This is a genomic window from Pseudomonas sp. B21-040, from assembly GCF_024748695.1.
Classification (GTDB): domain Bacteria; phylum Pseudomonadota; class Gammaproteobacteria; order Pseudomonadales; family Pseudomonadaceae; genus Aquipseudomonas.
The window spans coordinates 435,993-459,183 of the sequence record NZ_CP087176.1 but is presented as its reverse complement, the minus strand read 5'-3'; the positions used below and the strand labels follow the sequence as shown (position 1 = coordinate 459,183).

Annotated in this window: 26 protein-coding genes; 23 read left to right on the top strand and 3 right to left on the bottom strand. The window is 59.1% G+C overall.

Features of this window, described 5'->3' with window-relative positions:
• Positions 1-8: 8 nt before the first annotated feature.
• Positions 9-779 carry a ParA family protein gene (locus LOY55_RS02115; RefSeq protein WP_046031134.1) on the bottom strand — a complete coding sequence of 257 codons (771 nt, stop codon included), beginning with the start codon at positions 777-779 and terminating at the stop codon, positions 9-11.
• A 353-nt stretch (positions 780-1,132) separates the two neighbouring features.
• Between LOY55_RS02115 and LOY55_RS02110 the strand changes: the two genes are divergently transcribed.
• The 21 genes from LOY55_RS02110 (at position 1,133) to queC (ending at position 20,257) form a co-directional block, all read left to right on the top strand.
• Positions 1,133-1,858 (top strand): beta-ketoacyl synthase chain length factor, encoded by a 726-nt coding sequence (locus LOY55_RS02110; protein WP_223525435.1) that lies wholly within the window; start codon positions 1,133-1,135, stop codon positions 1,856-1,858.
• Positions 1,834-2,643, top strand: a complete 810-nt coding sequence (locus tag LOY55_RS02105; protein ID WP_223525436.1) for a 1-acyl-sn-glycerol-3-phosphate acyltransferase — start codon at positions 1,834-1,836, stop codon at positions 2,641-2,643. Before LOY55_RS02110 ends, LOY55_RS02105 begins: the two co-directional genes overlap by 25 nt.
• Positions 2,624-2,884, top strand: a complete 261-nt coding sequence (locus tag LOY55_RS02100; protein WP_046031137.1) for a phosphopantetheine-binding protein — start codon at positions 2,624-2,626, stop codon at positions 2,882-2,884. Before LOY55_RS02105 ends, LOY55_RS02100 begins: the two co-directional genes overlap by 20 nt.
• Positions 2,885-2,893: 9 nt before the next feature.
• Positions 2,894-3,148, top strand: coding sequence for an acyl carrier protein (locus tag LOY55_RS02095; protein WP_109785393.1), 255 nt, complete (start codon positions 2,894-2,896; stop codon positions 3,146-3,148).
• The gene (locus tag LOY55_RS02090; RefSeq protein WP_223525437.1) at positions 3,145-3,687 is read left to right on the top strand and encodes a hypothetical protein; all 543 of its coding nucleotides are present in this window, start codon (positions 3,145-3,147) and stop codon (positions 3,685-3,687) included. The genes LOY55_RS02095 and LOY55_RS02090 overlap by 4 nt, the downstream gene beginning before the upstream one ends.
• On the top strand, positions 3,687-5,369 hold the full coding sequence (locus tag LOY55_RS02085; protein ID WP_223525438.1) for an acyl-CoA synthetase family protein: 1,683 nt from the start codon (positions 3,687-3,689) through the stop codon (positions 5,367-5,369). Before LOY55_RS02090 ends, LOY55_RS02085 begins: the two co-directional genes overlap by 1 nt.
• Entirely contained in the window at positions 5,362-6,096 is a 735-nt protein-coding gene (locus LOY55_RS02080) for a glycosyltransferase family 2 protein (protein ID WP_109785390.1), read from the top strand. Before LOY55_RS02085 ends, LOY55_RS02080 begins: the two co-directional genes overlap by 8 nt.
• Positions 6,093-7,040 (top strand): glycosyl transferase, encoded by a 948-nt coding sequence (locus tag LOY55_RS02075; RefSeq protein WP_109785389.1) that lies wholly within the window; start codon positions 6,093-6,095, stop codon positions 7,038-7,040. Before LOY55_RS02080 ends, LOY55_RS02075 begins: the two co-directional genes overlap by 4 nt.
• Positions 7,021-8,565 carry a histidine ammonia-lyase gene (gene hutH / locus LOY55_RS02070; RefSeq protein WP_046031142.1) on the top strand — a complete coding sequence of 515 codons (1,545 nt, stop codon included), beginning with the start codon at positions 7,021-7,023 and terminating at the stop codon, positions 8,563-8,565. The genes LOY55_RS02075 and hutH overlap by 20 nt, the downstream gene beginning before the upstream one ends.
• Positions 8,558-8,983: a thioesterase family protein gene (locus LOY55_RS02065; RefSeq protein WP_109785388.1), complete on the top strand. Its 426-nt coding sequence runs from the start codon at positions 8,558-8,560 to the stop codon at positions 8,981-8,983. The genes hutH and LOY55_RS02065 overlap by 8 nt, the downstream gene beginning before the upstream one ends.
• Before the next feature lie 167 nt (positions 8,984-9,150).
• Positions 9,151-9,729 carry an outer membrane lipoprotein carrier protein LolA gene (locus LOY55_RS02060; protein ID WP_109785530.1) on the top strand — a complete coding sequence of 193 codons (579 nt, stop codon included), beginning with the start codon at positions 9,151-9,153 and terminating at the stop codon, positions 9,727-9,729.
• The gene (locus tag LOY55_RS02055; protein WP_223525439.1) at positions 9,713-12,055 is read left to right on the top strand and encodes an MMPL family transporter; all 2,343 of its coding nucleotides are present in this window, start codon (positions 9,713-9,715) and stop codon (positions 12,053-12,055) included. The genes LOY55_RS02060 and LOY55_RS02055 overlap by 17 nt, the downstream gene beginning before the upstream one ends.
• The gene (locus LOY55_RS02050; RefSeq protein WP_109785386.1) at positions 12,052-13,212 is read left to right on the top strand and encodes a sodium:proton antiporter; all 1,161 of its coding nucleotides are present in this window, start codon (positions 12,052-12,054) and stop codon (positions 13,210-13,212) included. The genes LOY55_RS02055 and LOY55_RS02050 overlap by 4 nt, the downstream gene beginning before the upstream one ends.
• Positions 13,199-14,446 (top strand): NAD(P)/FAD-dependent oxidoreductase, encoded by a 1,248-nt coding sequence (locus tag LOY55_RS02045; RefSeq protein ID WP_223525440.1) that lies wholly within the window; start codon positions 13,199-13,201, stop codon positions 14,444-14,446. Before LOY55_RS02050 ends, LOY55_RS02045 begins: the two co-directional genes overlap by 14 nt.
• A gap of 49 nt (positions 14,447-14,495) precedes the next feature.
• Positions 14,496-14,978: a hypothetical protein gene (locus tag LOY55_RS02040; protein WP_046031147.1), complete on the top strand. Its 483-nt coding sequence runs from the start codon at positions 14,496-14,498 to the stop codon at positions 14,976-14,978.
• A complete protein-coding gene (locus LOY55_RS02035; RefSeq protein WP_223525441.1) occupies positions 14,975-16,171 on the top strand; it encodes a beta-ketoacyl-[acyl-carrier-protein] synthase family protein in 1,197 nt (398 codons plus the stop codon). Before LOY55_RS02040 ends, LOY55_RS02035 begins: the two co-directional genes overlap by 4 nt.
• Positions 16,168-16,629 (top strand): hotdog family protein, encoded by a 462-nt coding sequence (locus LOY55_RS02030; RefSeq protein ID WP_109785383.1) that lies wholly within the window; start codon positions 16,168-16,170, stop codon positions 16,627-16,629. The genes LOY55_RS02035 and LOY55_RS02030 overlap by 4 nt, the downstream gene beginning before the upstream one ends.
• Positions 16,626-17,354, top strand: coding sequence for a 3-oxoacyl-ACP reductase FabG (gene fabG / locus LOY55_RS02025; protein ID WP_046031150.1), 729 nt, complete (start codon positions 16,626-16,628; stop codon positions 17,352-17,354). The genes LOY55_RS02030 and fabG overlap by 4 nt, the downstream gene beginning before the upstream one ends.
• Positions 17,354-18,580, top strand: coding sequence for a beta-ketoacyl-ACP synthase (locus LOY55_RS02020; RefSeq protein WP_223525442.1), 1,227 nt, complete (start codon positions 17,354-17,356; stop codon positions 18,578-18,580). Before fabG ends, LOY55_RS02020 begins: the two co-directional genes overlap by 1 nt.
• Before the next feature lie 26 nt (positions 18,581-18,606).
• Positions 18,607-19,398 carry a hypothetical protein gene (locus LOY55_RS02015; protein WP_223525443.1) on the top strand — a complete coding sequence of 264 codons (792 nt, stop codon included), beginning with the start codon at positions 18,607-18,609 and terminating at the stop codon, positions 19,396-19,398.
• Positions 19,399-19,558: 160 nt separating this feature from the next.
• Positions 19,559-20,257 (top strand): 7-cyano-7-deazaguanine synthase QueC, encoded by a 699-nt coding sequence (gene queC, locus LOY55_RS02010; protein WP_223525444.1) that lies wholly within the window; start codon positions 19,559-19,561, stop codon positions 20,255-20,257.
• 44 nt (positions 20,258-20,301) lie between these two features.
• Here the strand turns inward: queC and LOY55_RS02005 are convergent, their stop codons facing one another.
• Positions 20,302-21,165: a queuosine precursor transporter gene (locus LOY55_RS02005; protein ID WP_223525445.1), complete on the bottom strand. Its 864-nt coding sequence runs from the start codon at positions 21,163-21,165 to the stop codon at positions 20,302-20,304.
• Positions 21,158-21,754, bottom strand: coding sequence for a helix-turn-helix transcriptional regulator (locus LOY55_RS02000; RefSeq protein ID WP_223525446.1), 597 nt, complete (start codon positions 21,752-21,754; stop codon positions 21,158-21,160). Before LOY55_RS02000 ends, LOY55_RS02005 begins: the two co-directional genes overlap by 8 nt.
• A gap of 381 nt (positions 21,755-22,135) precedes the next feature.
• Between LOY55_RS02000 and LOY55_RS01995 the strand changes: the two genes are divergently transcribed.
• Positions 22,136-22,528: a DUF6124 family protein gene (locus LOY55_RS01995; RefSeq protein ID WP_223525447.1), complete on the top strand. Its 393-nt coding sequence runs from the start codon at positions 22,136-22,138 to the stop codon at positions 22,526-22,528.
• A gap of 37 nt (positions 22,529-22,565) precedes the next feature.
• A complete protein-coding gene (locus tag LOY55_RS01990; RefSeq protein ID WP_223525448.1) occupies positions 22,566-22,844 on the top strand; it encodes a hypothetical protein in 279 nt (92 codons plus the stop codon).
• Positions 22,845-23,191 lie beyond the last annotated feature (347 nt).

Sequence of the window (23,191 nt, the reverse complement as noted above, 5' to 3'; positions counted from 1 at the left end):
AGCTGGGGTCAAGCATTTTCCAGCAGCGCGTGCAGTTCGACGAATTGCTGGGTCAGCTTGTGCCGGGGGTCGAGGTGGATCAGCGGCGTGTTGGCCTGGTGAGATTCGCGCATTCGCACTGAACTGGCCAGATACACCGGCAGGACCGGCAAGCCTTCGGCGATCAACTCGTCGAGGATTTGCTGGGGCAGGCTGGCGCGGGCCTGGAACTGGTTGACCACGATGCCTTCAACTTCCAGGCCTTCGTTGTGGTCTTCCTTCAATTCTTCGATCTCCGCCAGCAAACCGTACAACGCCTGACGCGAGAAGCTGTCGCAATCGAAAGGGATCAATACACGATCCGCGGCAATCAAGGCCGATACCGCATAAAAATTCAGTGCGGGCGGCGTATCCAGGTAGATCCGGTCGTAATCTTCCCCAAGCTCTTCAAGCAACTTACGCAGCTTGTTTATCTTGTGCTTGGCTTCAAGCTTGGGCTGCAAATCTGCCAGCTCGGCAGTGGCGGTGACCACGTGCAGGTTGTCGAACGGTGTTTCGTAGATATCGACCTGGTTTTTCTTCGAAAACGGACCGGAGGAAAGGGTTTGCTTGAAGAAATCGGCAATGCCCATCGGGATGTCATTACCGGTGAGCCCCGTCAGGTACTGAGTGGAGTTGGCCTGGGCATCGAGATCCACCAATAGGGTGCGATAGCCCTCGCTGGCGCTGACCGCCGCCAGATTGCAGGCAATGCTGGACTTGCCCACGCCACCTTTTTGATTAAACACCACGCGCCGCATGTCAAAACCTCCGTGTATCCAGGAATGACCGAGTGTAGTAGTCCACGGCATTGCTTAGCTACCGCTTTGGCGCAAGGACTACACGGTCAGCTCCAATATCCCAATTGAAAAGCCGCAATCTCACCGTTACTCCGGGCAAAAGGCCGACAGACGTGAACATCCAGCTATGGATAATGGCGAAACGATAGCTTTTAGCGAACCGGACGGTACATTCATTGCGCAAAATGTAACCAGTATTTGCTACGCGCCCGTAGCACCGGGATAATGCGCGCCACTCGGCGCTACGCGTCACGTAAGGTCTGCCGCTGTTTTTGCGGCTCACCGCGTCAACGAAGCCCTGCAGGGCGGGATGTATGTCTGTGATTAATTTCAACATCGCCCAATGGCGCGCATGGGCTCCTGGGCTCGAAAGCGTGGACGAATGGCAGGCATGGAGCCGACAACCGGTGGTGCTTGCGAGCAGCGATGTCGCACCCGACGTGTCTTTTCTGCCCGCCATGCAGCGCCGACGACTCAGCCGTTTGGCGCGCATGGCATTCAGTGTCGGCTGGCCCTTGGCTGAGGGTCGCCAGGACTTGCCGTTGGTGTTTGTTTCCCGACATGGCGAAACACCTCGCACGTTTGAAATCCTCAGCGATCTGGCCGCCGACCAACCGCTGTCGCCGACTCAATTCAGTTTGTCCGTGCACAACGCCGTCATTGGGCTTTGGTCGATCATGCGCGGCGAAACCAGCGAAATGACCGCCCTCGCCGCCGCCGGTGACGGGCTGGAACACGGCATGCTGGAGGCCGCTGCAATGCTGGACGAAGGCGCGCCTGCCGTCCTGTTGATCATCGCCGAAGAACAACCGCCCAATGCCTATGAGACATGGATCGACGATGTCCCGTTTCCGTATGCCGTCGGTCTGTTACTGACACCCGGTACCGACTGGCAGCTGACGCTGAACAGCGCGACGGATGAGTTGTCCAACGCCCACTGGCCCCATGCCCTGAATCTGGTTCGCACCCTGCTCGGCCAGCAAACCACCTGCCAACATGCCTGGAAGAATCGTGTATGGACCTGGCATCGCACTCCGTAACGGAAAAAAACCGCGACGCCTATTACTGGCGCCTGCTGGCCACTGCCGCAAGCTTCACCCTGTTCGGGTTGGGTGGCCTGTGCCTGCGACTGGTGGTTTTTCCGTTGCTCAATTGCTTTCCCGGCGATGCGCGGACCCATCGGCTGCGCGCGCGACAGACCGTCAGTCGCTGCTTCTGGTTATTTGTCCGGTTCATGGCCCGCACCGGCGTCCTGACCTACGACATCCAGGGCGCGGAACAACTGGGTCGCCCAGGGCAAATGATTATCGCCAATCACCCCTCGCTGATTGATGTCGTGTTTCTGATCGGCCTGGTGCGTCACGCCAATTGCGTCGTGAAACAAAGCCTTTGGGAGAATCCCTTTACCCGCAGCCCGCTACGGCGCACCGAATACATCAGCAACGACGGCAGCATGGACATGCTCGACGCCGCTGCCAACGCGTTGAAAGACGGCCAGACCTTGATCATCTTTCCCGAAGGCACGCGCACCCAGCCTGGCGAGGCGCCGGCCTTTCATCGGGGGGCCGCGGCAATCGCCTTGCGCGGTGCGAAAATCCTCACCCCTGTGATCATCAAGGTCAGCCCTACGACGTTAACCAAGGCCGAGCCGTGGTATCGGATCCCGAAACGCCGCGTGCACTTCAGTTTCTGTGTCGGGGCCGATATAGACCCACAAGCTTTCGCAGCGCTAGGCCCTGCACCTCAGGCATCGCGCAAGCTCAACGATTATTTGCATACTTACTTTATCAAGGAGCTCGCCGAAGATGAGCGATCTGCACCGTGACATCAAAGAACTGATCATCGATGCCCTCGGCCTCGAAGACATCAGTGCCGAAGATATCGACAGCCATCAGGCACTGTTCGGCGAAGGCCTGGGCCTGGATTCGGTGGACGCTCTGGAGCTCGGCCTGGCCATCCAGAAAAAATACGGCATCAAAATCGACGCCGACGCCAAAGACACCCGTGATCACTTCACTAACGTGGCGAGCCTTGCGGCGTTCGTCACTGCAAAACAGGCAGCTTGAGACCGGACCATGCAAACTCGTGACGACATTTTCAACACCCTGCGTGATGCTTTGGTCGAGCTCTTCGAGCTGGACCCTGCGCGCGTGAGCCTGGAATCGAACCTGTATCAGGATCTGGAAATCGACAGCATCGACGCCGTCGACCTGATCGATCACATCAAGCGCCAGACCGGCAAAAAAATCGCCGCCGAAGAGTTCAAATCGGTGCGTACTGTCAGCGACGTGGTCGAGGCCGTCTTTCGCCTGGTTCAACCTGCCGCATGAGCCGACTGGTCGGCCTTGGCCTGCTGCTCGCAGGCCTGTTGTACCCCTTCGCGGTGTATTTCGGCATGGAACATTTTGCTCCGTGGCAGTTCGGCCTGTTGCTCGGCAGCCTGTGGCTGGCGCGAGCGCTGCTCGGTGCACGCCGTCCCGGCAGCCTGTGGATGGCGATCACCGCAATGGTTTTTTGCCTGTTGCTGGCCCTGTTCGACAGTCCGCTGTTGCTGCGCTGGTACCCGGTGCTGATCAGCGTGTTCATGCTTGGGTTGTTTGGTTTGAGCCTCTGGTTCGGCCCGCCGATGGTCGAGCGTCTGGCGCGTCTGCGTGAACCGCACCTGCCGGCCAGGGCCATTATTTATACCCGCCAGGTGACGATCGTCTGGTGTGTGTTTTTCGTCTTTAACGGATTGCTCGCCGCTGCCCTGACTCTTTGGGCGCCGCTGAGCTGGTGGATGTTGTACACCGGCCTGATTTCCTACGGGTTGATGGGCCTGCTGTTTGCCATTGAATGGCTGATACGACAACGGGTACGAGGCCACTGATGAATTGGATAACACTTGAGCAACTGTTGCTCAAGGCTCAGCCGGAGCGTGCCGTCACGGCCGAACCGGCGCTTAATCACGCACAACTGTGCGAACAGGCCCTGCGCCTGGCGGCCGGCCTGCAAGCGCAAAACGTGCAGCGCATCGCCGTGCACCTTGAAGACGCCGCCGACCTCGCCATTGCCCTGCTCGGTGCCTGGCGTGCCGGCGTCAGCGTGCTACTGCCGGCCGATCTGCAACCCCAGACCCGCCAACGCTGGTCCAGTGAAGTCGATCTGTGGCTGACTGATCTGGCCGATGATGCGCACCTGAGCGATTACCGCCATCCGCCTCTCACTGCCGCCGCACTGGATCTGGACACTTGCCAACTGAGCCTTTGCACGTCTGGCTCCAGTGGCGACCCCAAGCGCATCGACAAAACCCTGCGGCAAATGGCCAATGAAGTTCAGGCACTGGAGCAACTCTGGGGCGCTGATCTGGGTCAGGCTTGCATTGTTGGCAGCGTCGCCACCCAACACATCTATGGCTTGCTGTTCCGCGTGCTGTGGCCGCTGTGCGCCGGGCGGCCGTTCGTGCGCAAGCAATTGGCGTTCCCGGAAGACCTGCAGCGCACCAGTCGCGAACACCCGGTGTTCGCCTGGGTCGCCAGTCCGGCGCTGCTCAAGCGCATGGGCGATAACCTCGACTGGCCTGCCTTGAGCGCTGTGCGCCGGGTGTTTTCCTCGGGCGGCGCCTTGCCCGCCGAGGCCGCGCAAAGCCTGCACCAACGCTTGCGCCAATGGCCGACAGAAATCCTCGGCAGTTCAGAAACCGGCGGCATCGCCTGGCGTCAGGGCAGCGATCTCTGGCAGCCGTTCGCCGGTGTCGAGTTGAGCCAGGACAGCGACGGCGCGCTGTTGATCAAATCTCCCTACTTGCCGGTCGGCCACATCGAACACACCGCTGATGCGGCGCGAATCGCAGCCAATGGTCGTTTCGAATTGCTGGGACGCCTGGACCGGATCGTCAAACTGGAAGAAAAACGCATCTCGCTGCCCATGCTGGAAAAAGCGCTGATGGCGCATGAATGGGTCGCGGAGGCGCGCCTCGGTGTGGTCCAGGAAAACCGCGCCTCGCTGGGTGCACTGCTGGTGCTCAGCGAATCAGGGCTGCATACCTTGCGCAACCAGGGTCGACGCACCCTTACAGAAGCACTGCGTCAGCACCTGAGCCAGCATTGCGAAGCCCTCGCCCTGCCCCGGCGCTGGCGATTGCTGCGACAATTGCCACTGAATGCTCAAGGCAAACTGCCGCAGGCCGACGTCGAAGCCCTGTTGCTGGCACCTCGGGTCAAAGCACCCGAAGTGCTCGAACAGGTTGAAGTCGAGGGCGAATGGAGCCTGCAACTCGCAGTCCCGCCGGACCTCGCTTACTTCAGCGGCCACTTCCCGCAAACCCCGGTATTGCCCGGTGTGGTGCAGGTGGATTGGGCGCTGAGCCTGGGTCAACAATTGATGGCCCTGCCAGCAAAATTCGCCGGCATGGAAGTGCTGAAGTTCCAGCAACTGGTGCGCCCGGGCGACGAAATCCAGTTGCACCTGCGTTTTGACCCGGAGCGCAGCAAACTGTATTTCGCCTATCGCAACGAGACCGCCACCTGCTCCAGTGGGCGGATTCTGCTGGAGGCTTCCAGCGATGCATAACCCCTGCGCAATCGTCCCGGTCTACAACCACGAAACCGCGATCGGCACGGTGGTCGAGGCGCTGATTGCCAGCAACCTGCCGTGCATTCTGGTCGACGACGCCAGCAGTCCGGCGTGCGCCAGGGTGCTCGATCGACTGGCCCAGCGCGAAATGGTTTACCTGATCCGCCTGGCCGCCAACCAGGGCAAGGGCGGTGCGGTCATGACCGGCTTGCGTGAAGCGTCACGCCTGGGCTTCAGCCATGCGTTACAAGTGGACGCCGACGGCCAGCACGACCTGCAAGACGTGCCGCTGTTCATCAAAAAATCACGCGCCGAGCCTCGCGCGGTGATCTGCGGCTACCCGCAATATGACGCCAGCGTACCCAAGGGCCGCCTGTATGCCCGCTACCTGACGCACGTCATGGTCTGGATCAACACGCTGTCCTTGCAGATTCGCGATTCCATGTGCGGCTTTCGCGTCTATCCCTTGCCACCCACCCTGGCACTGATCGATTCGGCGAAGATCGGCAAGCGCATGGACTTCGACTCGGACATCCTCGTGCGCCTGGCCTGGCGCAACCAGCCGATGCAGTGGTTGCCGACCAAGGTTCACTACCCGCTGGACGGCGTCTCGCATTTCCGCCTGTTTCACGACAATGTGCTGATTTCCAGCATGCACACCCGGCTGTTCTTCGGCATGTTGCTGCGGGCCCCGGTGATCCTCTGGCGACGGTGGCGAGCATGAGCAGCAACGTAGACAAGAAACACTGGGCCGACCGCCAGGAGCGCGGCAGCTTCTGGCTGATGAAGCTCACCGCGTTCGGCGCCAAGGTACTGGGTCGGCGCCTGCTGAGTCCGTTGCTGTACGGCATCGTCCTGTACTTTTTCCTGTTCGGCCGCAGTGCCCGCCACAGCGCCTGGCAATACCAGCAACGGCTCGCCGACTGGAGCGCGCGCAACGAATTGCGCCCCACGCATTGGCGCGTGTTCGGTCAGTTCATGGCGTTCGCCGACTCCATGCTCGACAAGCTCGACGTATGGAATGGCAAGCTGAGCATCGACCAGATCGAAATCATCGACCCGGCACTGCTGCGCAATCAACTGCGTGGCAGCCGCGGGCAAATGCTGGTGGGGGCGCATCTGGGCAATCTCGAGGTCTGCCGCGCACTGGCGGAAATCGGCGAAAAAGTCACGATGAATGTGCTGGTCCACACCAAGCACGCCGAGCAGTTCAACCGCTTGCTGGGCGAGGCCGGCGCGACCAATCTGCGGCTGATCCAGGTCAGTGAACTGGACCCGGTGATCATGCTGCAACTGCACGAACGCCTTGAGCGCGGCGAATGGCTGGCGATTGCCGGCGACCGCGTGCCACTGCACGGCGCACGCACAGTGACCGTGGACTTTCTCGGCCATCAGGCAGCATTCCCTCAAGGTCCATGGCTGCTGGCCGGTTTGCTGAAGTGCCCGATCAATCTGTTGATGTGCCTGAAGAAACCGACAGGCCAGTATCGAGTGACCCTCGAACCCTTCGCCGAGGCCGTGACGTGGAAACGCAGCGACCGCGAGCAGGTCATTCATCAGTGGGCATCCCGCTACGCCGCGTGCCTGGGTCACTATTGCCTTGAAGCGCCCCAACAATGGTTCAACTTTTACCCTTTCTGGAAGACCGATGACGACGCCAATGCATGAGCCGGTAACCTTCGGCGAACTCCCTTTGCGCATCGAAGACGTGCTGGCCCTGGCCAACCGTCAGGTGCCGACGCAGTTGCAGGGCGATCCCGCGTACCGCGAGCGTATTGCCAAGGGCGCGCGATTCCTCGACTCCCTGCTGGACAAGGAAGGTGTGATCTATGGCGTGACCACCGGTTATGGCGACTCCTGCGTAGTCGCGGTGCCGCTGCATCACGTCGAGGCGTTGCCCCGTCATCTGTATACCTTCCACGGCTGTGGCCTGGGCAAATTGCTCGACGAACAGGCTACCCGCGCAGTGCTCGCCGCGCGTTTGCAGTCACTGTGCCACGGCGTATCCGGGGTTCGCGTAGAGCTGCTGGAACGCCTGCAAGCGTTCCTTGAACACGACATTCTGCCGCTGATCCCGGAGGAAGGCTCGGTGGGTGCCAGCGGTGATCTGACGCCGTTGTCCTATGTGGCTGCGACCCTGTCGGGCGAGCGCGAAGTGATGTTCCGTGGCGAACGCCGACAGGCGGCCGACGTCCACCGCGAACTCGGCTGGCAGCCGCTGGTCTTGCGCCCCAAGGAAGCCCTTGCGCTGATGAACGGCACCGCCGTGATGACCGGCCTTGCCTGCCTGGCCTTCGCCCGCGCCGACTACCTGCTGCAACTGGCGACGCGCATCACCGCGCTGAACGTCGTCGCCTTGCAGGGCAACCCGGAACACTTTGACGAGCGCCTGTTCGCCACCAAACCGCACCCGGGGCAGATGCAAGTTGCCGCGTGGCTGCGCAAGGATCTGGCGATCGACGCGCCGACCGCACCGCTGCACCGCCTGCAGGATCGCTACTCGCTGCGTTGCGCCCCCCACGTCCTCGGCGTATTGGCCGACAGCCTGAACTGGCTGCGTTCGTTCATCGAAATCGAACTCAACAGCGCCAACGACAACCCGATCATCGACGCCGAAGCCGAGCGCGTGCTGCACGGCGGTCACTTCTACGGCGGCCACATCGCGTTCGCCATGGACAGCCTGAAGAACCTGGTGGCCAACGTCGCCGACCTGCTGGATCGCCAGCTCGCGCTGCTGGTGGATGAGCGATACAACCATGGCTTGCCGAGCAATCTGTCCGGCGCCAGCGCAGATCGGGCGATGCTCAACCACGGCTTCAAAGCCGTGCAGATTGGCACCAGCGCCTGGACGGCCGAAGCGCTGAAAAATACGATGCCGGCCAGCGTCTTTTCGCGCTCCACCGAGTGCCACAACCAGGACAAGGTAAGCATGGGCACCATCGCCGCCCGCGATGCGATTCGCGTGCTGGAGCTGACCGAACAGGTCGCCGCGGCGACCCTGCTTGCCGCCAATCAGGGCGTCTGGCTGCGCAGCAAGGCTGAAGACGCGCGCCCATTGCCGCCGGCCCTTGCCGCCATGCACTTCGAGCTGGCCAAAGACTTCCCGCCGGTCATCGAAGATCGCGCCCTGGAAGGCGAATTGCGCCTGTGCCTGAAACGAATTGCCGAGCAACACTGGAGGCTGCATGCGTAGCAAGGGAGTGCTTCACACCGATACGGAAATCCTCGTGCCGTTCTTTGACGTCGACACCATGCAGGTGGTCTGGCACGGCCATTACGTCAAATACCTGGAAGTGGCCCGCTGCGCACTGCTGGACAAGATCGGCCACAACTACACGGCGATGTCCGAGTCGGGTTACGCCTGGCCGGTCATCGACTTGCAACTGCGCTACGTGCGCGGCGCGGTGTTCGGGCAGAAGCTGAACGTGCGGGCGAATCTGGTGGAGTGGGAGAACCGGTTGAAGATCAACTACCTGATCAGTGACCTGGACACCGGCGAACGCCTGACCCGCGCCAGCTCCGTGCAAGTCGCCGTCGACATGGCCAGCCGCGAAATGCAATTGGCCTCGCCGAAGGTTTTCATCGACGCTGTCGAAAGGAGGCTCGCATGAACCTGCTGAAGACCCTCTGTAGCAGCCTGCGTTCGACCTGTAGCAGCTGGCGAAGCCTGCGTCCGGCTGCGCAGCAGACGCCTGGCGTTTCGCTTGATGCACCGAATGCTCAGGTTTTGCGACGGCTTCGCCGCCGGACGCAGCCTCGCGGGCTCGGCAGCTGCTACATGTTTGTGGTGGTGCTTGGCTTTTCTTCGTGGGCGCAGGCTTTCGACCTGCAACAGCTCAGCGATCAACTGGCCAGGCCCGATGTGATCCACGGCCATTTCATCCAGGAAAAACACCTGCGCGCCCTGCCCCAGCCGCTGACCAGCAAGGGCACCTTCGTGCTCGCGAAAAACAATGGCCTGTTGTGGTTGTTGAAAACGCCGTTGCAGCAGGATTACCGCATCACCACCAAGGGCATAGCCCGGCGAGACGCCAACGGTTGGCAAATGCTGCCGGGCAAAAGCGCCGGTGCCGAGCAAAACCGCTTGTTCCTCGCCGTCCTGCAAGGCGACAGCAGCGGTCTGCAACGGGATTTCGAGCTGTCCCTGACTGGCGAGGCACAGAACTGGACACTGACATTGACCCCGCGCTCATTGCTGCTCAAGCAGGTGTTCAACCAGATCAACATCACTGGCGGAGAATTGGTGCACAGCATCGAACTGCTGGAAACCCAGGGCGACAGCACGCTATTGCGCATGCAGGACACCACCAGCGCCGAACCGTTGAGTACCGCGGAGCAACATGACTTTGCCGAGTGAACGCAGACTGCCATGGCTGTTCCTGATCCTGCTGCTGGCAGTGCTCGCGCTCGCCGGCTGGCAATGGCGTGGCGGCGCGCCCCTGTCGGCCAACCTGATGGACCTGGTGCCGGGCACGGCGCCGGACGCACTGGAACTGCGCGCCGAACAACGCATGCAAGAACCGCTGAACCGCGAAATGCTGATGCTGGTCGGCCACAAGGATCGCGGACACGCTATCGCCATGGCGCAGAAACTGGGTGAGCAATGGCAGGCCAGCGGATTGTTCGAGAAGGTCCAGTGGACGTTGCAGGCCGACTTGCCCGCCCTGCGTACACAACTGCTCAAAGGCCGATTGGCGATGCTGTCCGAGGCGGATCGCAAGCAACTGGTTGAGCACCCCGACACCTTCATCCAGCAGCGGGTACAAGCATTGTTCGACCCGTTCACCGGTTTCAGCCTGGTGCCGAGCCAGGATGACTGGCTGGGCCTGACCGGGCGCATCCAGAACAGCCAGCCGCAACGCGGCACCGTGCAACTGGACATCGGCAGTGGCGCCTTGATCGCCGATGCCGACGGCATGAGCTGGGTGTTGCTGCGGGCAAAAGCCACAGGCAATGCGTTTGACATGAACCTGCCGTTGCAAGTGGCAGACCTTCTCAAACACAGCCGCGAACAAGCGGCTCAGGCTGACGTGCAACTGCTGGCCGCCAGCGGATTGCTCTACGCCGCCAACGGTCAGCAACAAGCCTCCCGCGAGATGACCTGGGTCGGTGGCGGCGCCACGCTCGGCATTCTGTTGCTGCTATTACTGGCCTTCCGGCGTTGGCGGGTGTTGCTGGCGTTCGTGCCGGTCGTGGTGGGCATGCTGTTTGGCGCGGTGGCTTGCGTGGCGCTGTTTGGCCATATGCATGTGATGACGTTGGTACTCGGCTCCAGCCTGATCGGCGTAGCCGTCGACTACCCGCTGCATTACCTGTCGAAAAGCTGGAGCCTGAAACCCTGGCACAGTTGGCCTGCATTGCGCCTGACACTGCCGGGCCTGACATTGAGCCTGATCACCAGTTGCATCGGCTACCTCGCGTTGGCCTGGACGCCATTTCCGGCCCTGACCCAGATCGCCGTGTTTTCCGCCGCCGGCCTGCTCGGTGCTTATCTGTCCGCCGTCTGCCTGCTTCCGGCGCTGCTCAAGGGCGCGGATATCCGTCCGGCGCAATGGCCGCTACGGGTCTGTGAATTTTTGCTGAACCTGCGTGAAGCGCTACTCAAACATGCCAGCACACCCGTGTTGCTGGCCCTGCTGATTGCCTTCTGCGTGGGTGGCCTGGTGCAACTCGAAAGCCGCAATGACATCCGCCAGTGGATCGGTGCACCGCAGCAACTGACTGACGAAGCCCGGACCATTGCGCGGATCACCGGTTTTCAACCGACCAGCCAGTTTTTCCTGGTGCGCGGTGCCAATCAGCAGGAGCTGCTGGAACGCCAAACGGCGTTGAGCGAGCGCCTGGATCAGTTGGTCAGCCTGGAAAAACTCAAGGGCTACCTGTCACTGAATCAACTGGTCAGCCAGCCAAGTGACCAGCAGCAAGTTCGCGAGGCGTTGACCCGGTTGCCGCAATACTGGCAACCACTGCTCGACATCGGCGTACCGGTGCAAGCACTGCAAGAAGAGCTGACAACACTGCAGGCATTGCCCACCGAAGACATCGACGCTGCGCTGACCGGGCCGCTGGCCGAGCCCTACCGCCCACTGTGGCTGGGCGTGACCGATGACGGTGATGTGGCGGCGATGGTCAGCTTGCAAGGCCTGAACAACCCGGCGCTGCTGCGCGTGCAGGCGCTGGACTTGCCGGGGGTCGAACTGGTCGATCGTCTCGGTGAATTGAACGACGTGTTTGCGGCGACCCAGATCAGCGCCGCGGAACTCAAGCTCGCTTCCTGCGTGTTGATCGTGCTGGTATTGATCCTGCCCTTTGGTCTCGGCGGCGCCCTGCGAATCGTCGCGCTGCCGTTGCTGGCCGCGCTGTGCAGCCTGGCCAGCCTCGGCTGGTTGGGGCAACCGTTGACGCTGTTCAGCCTGTTCGGCCTGTTGCTGGTGACGGCGATCAGCGTCGATTACGCAATCCTCATGCGTGAACAGGTCGGTGGCGCAGCGGTGAGCCTGCTGGGCACCTTGCTGGCGGCGCTGACCACATGGCTGTCGTTCGGTCTGCTCGCGGTATCCAGCACACCGGCGGTGAGCAACTTCGGGTTGGCGGTGAGCCTTGGCCTGGCGTTCAGCTTCATCCTGGCGCCGTGGGCCGGTCGCCAGGCCCACGACGTTGCGGTTGCGGAGCCGGCAGCATGATGATCGTCCTGTTTTGGCTGATGGCCCTCGTGATGTTTGCCGTGGCGACGCGTGTGGGTCGCCGTTTCGGGCTGATTCCAATCGTCAGCCAGTTGCTGCTGGCCACCTTCGGCCTGCCATTGCTGATGTATTTGTGGATCGAACCCGGTTGGCAGCTCAGCGGCGCCGAACTGATCTCGCCGGCATGGCTGAAGAATCTCTACAGCCTGAGCTTTGCCTTGCTGCTGGGGAACATTCTCAGCGACGTGATCGATCTGCGGCTGGACCGCCAGAGCCTGAAAATTGCCCTGCCGAGTTTTGCCATTCCGTTCGCTGGCGGGCTGGCGACGGCGGCATGGCTGCTGCCGGCGCAACCGTGGATCAGTTCATTGGCAGTGGGGCTGGTGTTCGCCATCACCGCGATCCCGGTGTTGTACCTTTACCTGCGGCACATCAACTACCCGCCCACGGCCACCCGGCGTCTGGTGCAGACCGCGATCCTCATCGACCTGACCTGCTGGACGTTGTTCGGTTTTGCCCAAGGCAGTCTGCACGTCAGCAGCCTGCTGCTGCCGCTGGCCGGCGCTTGCCTGCCGTTGCTGCTGCGTCTGATTGGTTTGCGCCAGCCATTGCTGCACAGCGGCGGCTTCTTTGCGCTGCTGGTGGTCGCCGAGCACTTCAAACTCAATGCGCTGATTTTCGGCATTGGCTATCTGCTGTGCATGGCCATGCTGAAAGTACCGTTGGTGTTGCCCGTCCCCGCGATCTGGATGAGCCGCCTGCAAACATGGATCGCTATTCCGCTGATCCTGACGTTCGGCATCGTGCAGATTAACGTTCACGCGGCCATGGCCAGCCTCGGCTGGGTCCAATTGGCGGCACTGTTGCTGTTGCCGATTGGCAGCAAGCTGCTGGGCAACTGGCTGGGACTCCGTTGGGCCGGCGCCTCCTTTGAGGGTGCCAGCCGCTGGCGGGAAAGCCTGCTGCTGAATATTCGCGGTTTGAGCGAGATCGTCTTTCTCAATCTGCTGCTGCAACAACAGCTCATCAGCCCGGCGCTGTACTTTGCGTTGATGGTGATGGGTCTGATCGCGACCCTGCTGCCGGCACTCGCCGGCCTGCATAGCCCCCCTTTGAATATCGCCGCCCCGGCAAGGAGCCCCCGTGCCAACAGTTGAAATGGAACGTCGACAAGTCGTCGTCATCGGCGCGGGGCCCTCAGGGGCGATCGCGGCCGCGCTGCTCAAGCGCAACGGTCACGATGTGCTGATGATCGAGCGCCAACACTTTCCCCGGTTTTCCATCGGCGAAAGTCTGTTGTCGCATTGCCTGGATTTCGTTGAAGAAGCCGGCATGCTCGATGCCGTGAACGCTGCGGGATTCCAGCTCAAGAACGGAGCCGCGTTCGCCTGGGGCGAGCAGTACAGCGCCTTTGATTTCGGCGATACGTTCAGCCACGGCAAACCGACCACGTTCCAGGTCCAGCGCGCCGATTTCGACAAGCTGCTGGCCGACCAGGCCGCACTGCAAGGCGTGGACGTTCGTTACGGCGAAGCCATCGTCAGCGTGGATTTCAGTTTGCCAAAACCGCAGCTCGACGTGCGCCGCGAGGACGGCAGCGAGTACCGCATCGAAGCCGATTTCGTGCTCGATGCCAGCGGTTACGGCCGTGTGCTTCCACGCCTGCTGGACCTTGAAGCGCCTTCCAATTTCCCGGTGCGTCAGGCCGTGTTTACCCACATCGAAGACAACATCGACAGCCCGACCTTCGAGCGGGAAAAAATCCTCATTACCACCCACCCGATCCATCGCGACATCTGGTTCTGGACCATCCCGTTCAGCAATGGCCGTTGCTCGGTGGGGGTAGTGGCCGCCGCCGAACACTTTGAAGGGCGCATGGAGGATCTGGATGAATGCCTGCGCGGGTTCATCGCTGAAACGCCGAGCCTGGCCGGTGTGCTTGAACATGCGCGATGGGATACGCCTGCGCGCACCATCGGCGGTTACTCGGCCAACGTCAAAACCCTGTACGGACCCGGCTTTGCGCTGCTCGGCAACGCAGCGGAGTTCCTCGACCCGGTGTTCTCTTCCGGGGTAACCATCGCCATGCGCTCGGCGAGCATGGCCGCCGGGGTTCTGCATCGCCAACTGCAAGGTGAACGCGTCGACTGGCAAACCGAGTTCGCCGAACCACTCAAGCGCGGCGTCGACACTTTCCGCTGCTACGTCGAAGGCTGGTACGCCGGGACGTTCCAGGATGTGATCTACCATCCAGGCAGCTCACCGGACATCCGCCGCATGATCAGCGCGATTCTCGCCGGTTATGCCTGGGACGAACGCAACCCGTTCGTCAGTGAACCCAAGCGCCGGCTGAGGGTGTTGTCAGAACTCTGCGCAAGAGATGTCACATGAATGACAGGACCGCTAGTGTGCGGCGCACATCCTTTGAAGGTAATGCCTGATGATCCGTTTTCTGCTCCTGGGCTGCCTGCTGTTGCTGAGTGCTTGCGCCAGCCAGGCACCGCTGCCCGAGCACATCCCGAAGCTGTCGTTGCCGCTGCAATTGCACATCCAGCGCCTGGAAGCCGCGCAACGTCAGGACTGGGTTTTGGTGATCCAGCATGAAGAAGCGGGGCTTCGCTGGTCGATGATGGATTTGCTGGGCATTCCGCAGGCGCGGCAGATATTGACCGATGGAAAGTGGCAGGCCGACGGTCTGTTGCCGCCCAACCCGGAAGCCCGGGAGTTGTTCGCCGCGTTACTGTTTGCCCTGACCCCCAAAGATGAGCTGTCGGGCAACTACCCCACCGCCTGGCAACACGGCAGGCAACGGTCCCTGCCAACACACTGGGATGTCCTTTATTCACAACCCATGACCTTTGAGTTGAACCTGCCCAAGGGGCCCCGGTATGAAGTCACGCCGCTGAGCGGGGAGGCACCATGACCGCCTATTTGAATGCCCTCGGGGTGATCTGCGCATTGGGTCGTGGCAAACGCGAAGTCGCCGCCAATCTGTTTGCCGGCGATTGCTCAGGCCTGCGCGTCGAAACCGGCTGGGTGCCAGAGCGCTCGTTGCCGGTGGCGGCGGTCAGCGGCGACTTGGCACCGATCCCCGTTGAGCTGAAAAAGCAAAACACCCGCAACAACCAATTGTTGCTGGAAGCCGCCCTGCAAATTCGCGAAGAGATCGATCAGGCGATCCAGACCTACGGCCGCGATCGTATCGGCGTGATCCTGGGCACCAGCACCTCGGGCATCGATGAGGCCAGCCGTGGGTTGGCCCATTACATCCGCGAAGACGAATTTCCCGCTGAATACGACTATCAGCAGCAAGAACTCGGCGCACCGGCCAGTTTTCTCGCCGACTGGCTGCAATTGAGTGGCCCGGCCTATGTGATTTCCACCGCCTGCACCTCCAGCGCACGAGCGCTGATGAGTGCCCAGCGCCTTCTGGATCTGGGCCTGTGCGACGCGGTGTTGTGCGGCGGCGTCGACAGCTTGTGCAAACTGACCCTTAACGGTTTTTCGGCCCTGGAAGCGGTGTCCGCGCAGCGCTGCAATCCGTTTTCGGTCAACCGCAACGGCATCAACATTGGCGAGGCGGCCGCGTTGTTTTTGATGAGCAAAACCGCTGGCAAAGACCACGCCATCGCCCTGCTCGGCAGCGGCGCCAGTTCCGATGCCCACCACATTTCGGCGCCAGAGCCGACTGGTCGTGGCGCGCTGCAAGCCATGAGCAAAGCCCTGAGCCGCGCAAACCTGCAACCGCAGCAAATCCATTACCTGAACTTGCACGGCACCGCGACCCAGCATAACGACGCCATGGAAAGCCTTGCCGTGGCCGCACTGTTCCCGCAAGGCGTGCCCTGCTCGTCGACCAAGCCGATGACCGGTCACACCCTCGGCGCCGCCGGTGCCCTGGAAGCCGCGTTCTGCTGGCTGAGCCTGGGCCCGGACAACCTCGACCACAGCCTGGCGCCCCACGTCTGGGACGGCCAGCCCGACCCGCTGTTGCCCGCCTTGCATTGGGTGACCCCGGCCGATCGCCTGACGTCCATTGCACCTCGCTATTTGATGAGCAATTCCTTTGCCTTCGGTGGCAACAACGTCAGCCTGATTATCGGAGACGCACCATGATTGACTGGCCGCTCGCCGAGTTGCTGCCACACGCTGGCGACATGATCCTCATCGAGCAGATCCTTGCATTCGACGAGGAGCAGATTCACACCCGCATGACCGTCAGGCCCGGCGGTCTGTTCAACCGTCCCGACGGCAGCCTGCCGGCCTGGGTCGGCATTGAAATAATGGCCCAGAGTGTCGCCGCCTACGCCGGTTGCCATGCGCGCCAGCGCGGCGATGAGGTGGAGTTGGGCTTTCTGCTCGGCAGCCGCAAATTCGAATGCAACGTCGAGCACTTCCCGGTCGGCACCGAACTGACCATCCATGGCATTCGGTCACTGGAAGACGACAACGGCATGGGCGTGTTCGAATGCCATATCAACGCCCCCGGCATCCACGCCACCGCACGCCTGAACGTGTTTCGTCCGCCTCAGGCCGCTCAATATCTTCATGAATCCCAAGGAGTCCAGTCATGACTGAATCCGTACTGGTCACCGGTTCCAGCCGCGGCATCGGCCGCGCCATCGCTTTGCGTCTGGCCCAGGCCGGGCATGACATCGTGCTGCATTGCCGAAGCGGTCTGACGGACGCTATTGCCGTCAAAGCCGAAATCGAAGCCTTGGGCCGCAACGCGCGTGTCCTGCAATTCGACGTCTCCGACCGCGCCAGCTGCAAAGCCATTCTCGAAGCCGACGTAGACACCCACGGCGCCTATTACGGCGTGGTGCTCAATGCCGGCCTGACCCGTGACGGTGCTTTTCCGGCGCTGAGCGAGGATGATTGGGACGTGGTGATGCGCACGAACCTCGATGGTTTCTACAACGTGCTGCACCCGGTAATGATGCCGATGATTCGTCGTCGCGCTGCCGGGCGGATTGTCTGCATCACTTCGGTGTCGGGGTTGATCGGCAATCGTGGCCAGGTCAACTACAGTGCCTCCAAGGCCGGTCTGATCGGTGCGGCCAAGGCGCTGGCGATTGAATTGGGCAAACGCAAAATCACCGTCAATTGCGTCGCACCCGGCTTGATCGACACCGCCATGCTCGATGAAAACGTGCCCGTGGAAGAACTGATGAAAATGATCCCCGCACAACGCATGGGCACCCCTGAAGAGGTGGCCGGCGCGGTGAATTTCCTGATGTCGGCGGAAGCGTCGTACATCACCCGGCAGGTTCTGGCCGTCAATGGAGGCCTGTGCTGATGAAGCGCGTTGTCGTCACCGGCATGGCCGGCATCACCTCACTGGGCAGCGACTGGGCAACCATCGCCGGCAACTTCGCGGCCAACCGCAGCGGCATCCGGCGCATGGACGAATGGGATCGCTTTACCGAACTCAATACACGCCTGGCCGGCCCCATCGATGACTTCAAAGTCCCGAGCCACTGGACCCGCAAGCAACTGCGCAGCATGGGCCGCGTGTCGCGGCTTGCTGTGGGCGCTGCCGAGCAAGCACTGGCCGACGCCGGATTACTGGGCGACGAGTCGATCAAGGACGGGCGCATGGGCGTCGCTTGCGGCTCATCTACCGGCAGCACCGACGAGATCAAGGCGTTCGGCAACATGCTGCTCAACTCGGTGGCCGAAGGCCTGAACGCCAACTCCTATGTGCGGATGATGCCGCACACCACGGCCGCGAACATCAGCATCTTCTTCGGCCTCACCGGTCGGTTGATCCCGACGTCGAGCGCCTGCACCAGCGGCAGCCAGGGCATTGGTTATGCCTACGAGGCGATCAAGTTCGGCCGATTGCCACTGATGCTCGCCGGCGGCGCCGAAGAGCTGTGCCCGACCGAAGCGATGGTCTTCGACGCGCTCTACGCCACCAGCCTGAAAAACGACGCCCCGCAAACCACCCCGCGTCCTTATGACAAGGGTCGCGACGGCCTGGTGATCGGTGAAGGCGGCGGCATGCTGGTGCTGGAAGAGCTGGAACATGCCTTGGTACGCGGTGCACGCATTCATGCTGAACTCGTCGGTTTCGGCAGCAACGCCGACGGCCAACACACCACACGACCGGAGCAACTCACCATGCGCCGGGCCATGGAACTCGCCCTCGAAGACGCCGGGCTTCAGCCTACGGACATCGGCTACGTGAACGGTCACGGCACCGCGACAGAACAGGGCGACATCGCCGAAACACTGGCTACCAGCGCATTGTTCGGCGAGCACATGCCGATCAGTTCGCAAAAAAGCTTCCTCGGCCACACCCTGGGCGCCTGCGGTGCGCTGGAGTCCTGGTTCAGCATTGAAATGATGAACAGCGACCTGTACGCACACACTTTCAACCTCGACGAGGTCGACCCGCACTGCGGCAAACTGGATTACCTGCGAGGCGAGTTCCGGCAGATGAGCAACGAATACGTGATGAACAACAATTTCGCTTTTGGTGGCGTCAACACCTCGTTGATCTTCCGTCGCTGGCACTGACCTGAAACACGTTTGGAGTAAAAGGAATGACTCTGTCCCAGCGCATCGTCGCGTTGTTCGCCGTGGCCGTTGCGCTGGGCGGTTGCACCGGCAATCCGGTGTACACCGCCAAGGAACACTTCCCCAGTGACCGAGGCTTGACCAACGACCGCATGAGCCGCGCCATCGTCACCGCGTTGATCGAACGCCAATGGGTAGTGCAGTCGGCGCGTCCCGGCATGATCAAAGCGGCCGTCACCGTGCGTGACAAACACCACGCCGAAATCGACATCCCTTACACATCGAATTCGTTCGAAATCGACTACCGCGACAGCCGCGGCCTGGACTACCAGGACGGCCGGATCCACGGCACCTACAACCGCTGGATCACCTATCTGCGCGACGACGTGATCCAGCAACTGGCCGCCGACCCGGACCGCGACCAACTCGTCGCCCTGCAAAATGCCTACGAACCCACCTTCCAGAACTTCCGTGAAGGCGTGAAACGCGCCACCGAGATCGGCTTGCTGGACGGCAGCGTCAAGTTCTACCTGGCAGGAGAAGCGCTACCGGCCAACGTCAGCAAGCTGAATACCGTGAGCAGCAGTCGAATCACCCATAACGAAGAGGTGTCGGATGAAGACGCCTGCTTCTGGGCACTGCAATCGACGCTGGCGACGTTGCAGAGCAAGGCGAAAAAGGCCGGGGCCAATGCCGTGATCAATATTGCGGGAACTGGCAAACGCGATTTAAGCAGCGACAGCGGGAGCTATCAGTGTTTGCCGAAGGTGCAAGTGTCTGGCGTGGTGTTGCGTGGGGAGTTGGTGCGGGTTGAGTGAGGTGGAGAATGGGCTCAACGCACGTCCATTCCGAGGATAGGAATGAAATAAAGGGAAGCTGGAATACATCATTTCGGAAACGTCCCACAACCAGAATTGAGGCTTTGCGCTAGGTTCAATGCCCCGTGATATGTCGGGGCATCACAAGGACGAACGAACCATGACTAAAAAGGCCGTTATCGTTTTCAGCGGTGGGCAGGACTCCACCACCTGCTTGATCCACGCGTTGCCGCTCTACGATGAAATCCACTGCATTACGTTCGACTATGGCCAGCGCCACCGCGCGGAAATCGAGGTCGCGCAGCAGCTGTCGAAAGAGCTTGGCGTGACCGTGCACAAGGTGCTGGACACTACGTTGTTGAATGAACTGGCAAGCAGTAGTTTGACGCGCGATAACATTCCAGTACCCGGTGTGGATAGCTCAGGAGAAAGTCTGCCAAGCACCTTTGTGCCCGGCCGGAATATTCTGTTTTTAACCTTGGCTGCTATTTATGCCTATCAAGTACAGGCCGAGGCAGTCATCACAGGTGTTTGCGAGACAGATTTCTCTGGCTACCCGGATTGCCGTGACGAATTTGTCAGGACTCTAAACAAAGCCATTGAACTGGGCATGGACTACAGGCTGCGGATTGAAACGCCACTCATGTGGCTGAACAAGGCAGAAACATGGGCGCTTGCCGAGCAGCATGGGAAGCTTGAATTGATTCAGCACCAGACACTGACTTGCTACAACGGAATAATAGGGATTGGATGCGGTAATTGCGATGCGTGCAATCTTCGAGCGAAAGGGCTGAATGAGTTTTTGGAGAACAAGGCTAAGGTTATGAAAAGCCTGGAAAACAAACAAAAGATCAGATAGCAACAATCCTGGGGAAGCCGTACCACTTCCCCTTCTTGTACGCTTTAGGCGCTAACCACGTACCGTTTAAATAGGGATCTTGCTCCATAGGCAGGCAGAATATTAAAAACAGCGAAACACATTTTTATGGCGATTTGAACATAAACGATATTAAGCACTTCGGCAGTAGCCATTGATCCGTAAAATGCAATAAAACAAAAAATGAAACTATCTATTATCACCGCAAACAACGTACTTAAAAAAACCCGCAAGAATAAAAACCTAGAGCTAGTAAGCTGTTTTATTTTGTTCAACAAGTAGGAATTTACATATTCGGAAAAAATGAAGGAAATGGAAGACGCCACCAACACAGACGACACATGAGTCATGACCTCGCTATATGGCTCATCAAGCTTCCAGCCTGACAAACCCGGAAGAAAACTAGTAGCGCTTAACAAAACAGTAATCAGAGCATTACTCGCAAAAGCAAATAATATGGCTTTCCTCGCAAGTCTAAGCCCATAAAACTCATTCAACACATCAACTATTAAAAAGGTTAATGGGTAAATGAAAACCCCTGGAGTGACAATGATATCAAGCCACTCTATGTAGACCAGTTTCGTTGCGGCAACATTTGTGAAGATATATAGCGCAAAAAGCAACAAATTAAGAGCGACATAAATCATCCATGACTTCTCTTGTCGATCATTTATTTCGTATGCTGTCAATGCCGCACCACCTGAATAAAACTTCCTGTACACAGACTTTATTTCTGCTCTGTTTAAATTATCCACCACATCACTTTTCAATAAATCATCCAGCTTAATTTTTATAACCTTCCCCGTTGAAACGATCATGATAACGGCAAGGCCTTTACTATTTTCAAACCCTAGTAATTTGTAGCTGCTGTTTTCCGAGAGACTATCCATTGAACCGTTCCTCCACTATCTCTCCTATTACAAGAACATCATCAGAACAACAGGAAGACTCTCTCGTTATAAATAGATTTTTTGTTGCCTTGTCATACACAAGTTTTTCTTTATCGCTACTCGACAAACCTTTCTTCACTATCAACAAATCCCCCGACTCATTCACGCCGCTGATTTCGCTTTCCAGAAGCACACCGATTAAATTGCAGGCCGTACCGAAAAAATAGGTCAAAGGATGGGTTACAACCAACTCACCGATCCTCTTATCAAGACTTTGCACAAGCAAACTTTCTTTAACAACAGGAACCGCCGCCGGATTCATATTACCCAGCAAAGAAACGCTGCTTTCTATAACTTCCCTTTCTTCAAAATCTACAGTTTCTATTTCTTTATAGGACACACCAAAAAAATCAGAAATTTTACGAATGGTAGACTGCTGAACATTGACAACCCTCCCTTCCAAAATGTTGTAGATAGTAGTCCTGGTCAACCCAACTGAATTACACAACGATATCTGAGTTTCTCCCCGGCTTTTTATAAGGTACTTAATATTCCTCTTTAAATTTTCTGTTTTTTCTATTTTGTGCATTAAATACCTTCCAATCACCTGTAATAAATTTGATCACTCAAACCGAGCATTTCTATTTGTTTTTGTGATTATCACCTGGCCCGCCTGCTTGGCGTACAAACAGACACACCCAACCTGATTATACATTCATTAAATAACGTTTAATTCGACGTTTATTTCTGCAAGCCATGCAGTAGACGAATCCCACAATATAAAACGAACTTACTTACAGAGATTTCTAGAGAATCATTTAATTACACAAATGTTCACTTATTTGAACAATAAGGATGACGTTTTTAGTTATAAATCTATCGGTATCGGCAGCCCATATATCGCTGCCGATCAATTATGAATAGCCGGAAAGGATGCCGCTTTTCTTTAAAAAAATAAGGGAGCTCCACAATGAAAAAAATCAATCCCGATCGTCCGCAATCGCCAGACCAGAAAGACGCTGATACCGCTGACACCGCCGATCTAGCCAAACTCTCCGAAACCACCGAGCGCACCGTCAGCGCGCGCTTGCGCAATCCAAACCGCCCCGACCCTGTCAGCCATGTATTTAGCATCAACCCGTCTGTCGATACGGAGTCCTTGCTCTGTCACGCTACTGAAACCCTCGCCTCGCTGAATGTGATGACCACCGACCTCGCCTGCGAACTCGAAGGCTCGCGCCGCAACGAGGCATTGGCCATTCAGCAACTGATCGTGCTGGCCGAGCTGATGGTCAACCGGGCCCTGGACATTCTTGACCCTCCCAGTGGGTTGTCTATGGCGCCATCCAACAGTCACCAATAAGTAATCGCGCGCTCTTTCGCAATGGAGGTTTTTTGTCATGGATAGATACATGCCTATCACCGGCATCGATTGCACCATCGCTTCGCTGGTGATCGACACCGAAGCGCCCCTGGACGTGTTGCACGAAACGGCTGCCTACCGCATCCGCACTGCGACCCAGCTACTTGAGAGTTTTGCGTTTGGCGGAGGCGTTCACAGTGAGTTGGCGCGGGTGTTGGTGACGTCATTGCGCGATGGTTGTGATTTGCTGGATGTCGTCGGGCGACGATTGCAGGGGCAAGTTTCAGCGCAGCAAAGTACGCCTGCTGCGTCGTAACGGCGCCAGCGGATGGACATCAGCGCTTCCAGCAAGTGTGAAGACGGCCCCCGCGCTTGGCGCAGAGGCCGTTCAAACGCTTACTGAGCTTGAATCAACTTGCTTGCAGCAATGCCAGCACGACCGGTTTGATTGTCGACAGCTTGCAGGCTATTGCGCGTCTTGATCGGGGATCGGGGGGAGTGACTGAACCGGCTAACGCTAAAACGACAAAGGGCGCCTTTCGGCGCCCCTTCGCAAACAGGTCGGCTTGTCATCGCCCTGTACCTGTCTGGCTCTGCGATGGCTGGTTGCCCAGGATCCTCAGAGTCTCACAAGCCCCTTTCGGGAACGGGAGGAGTATCACT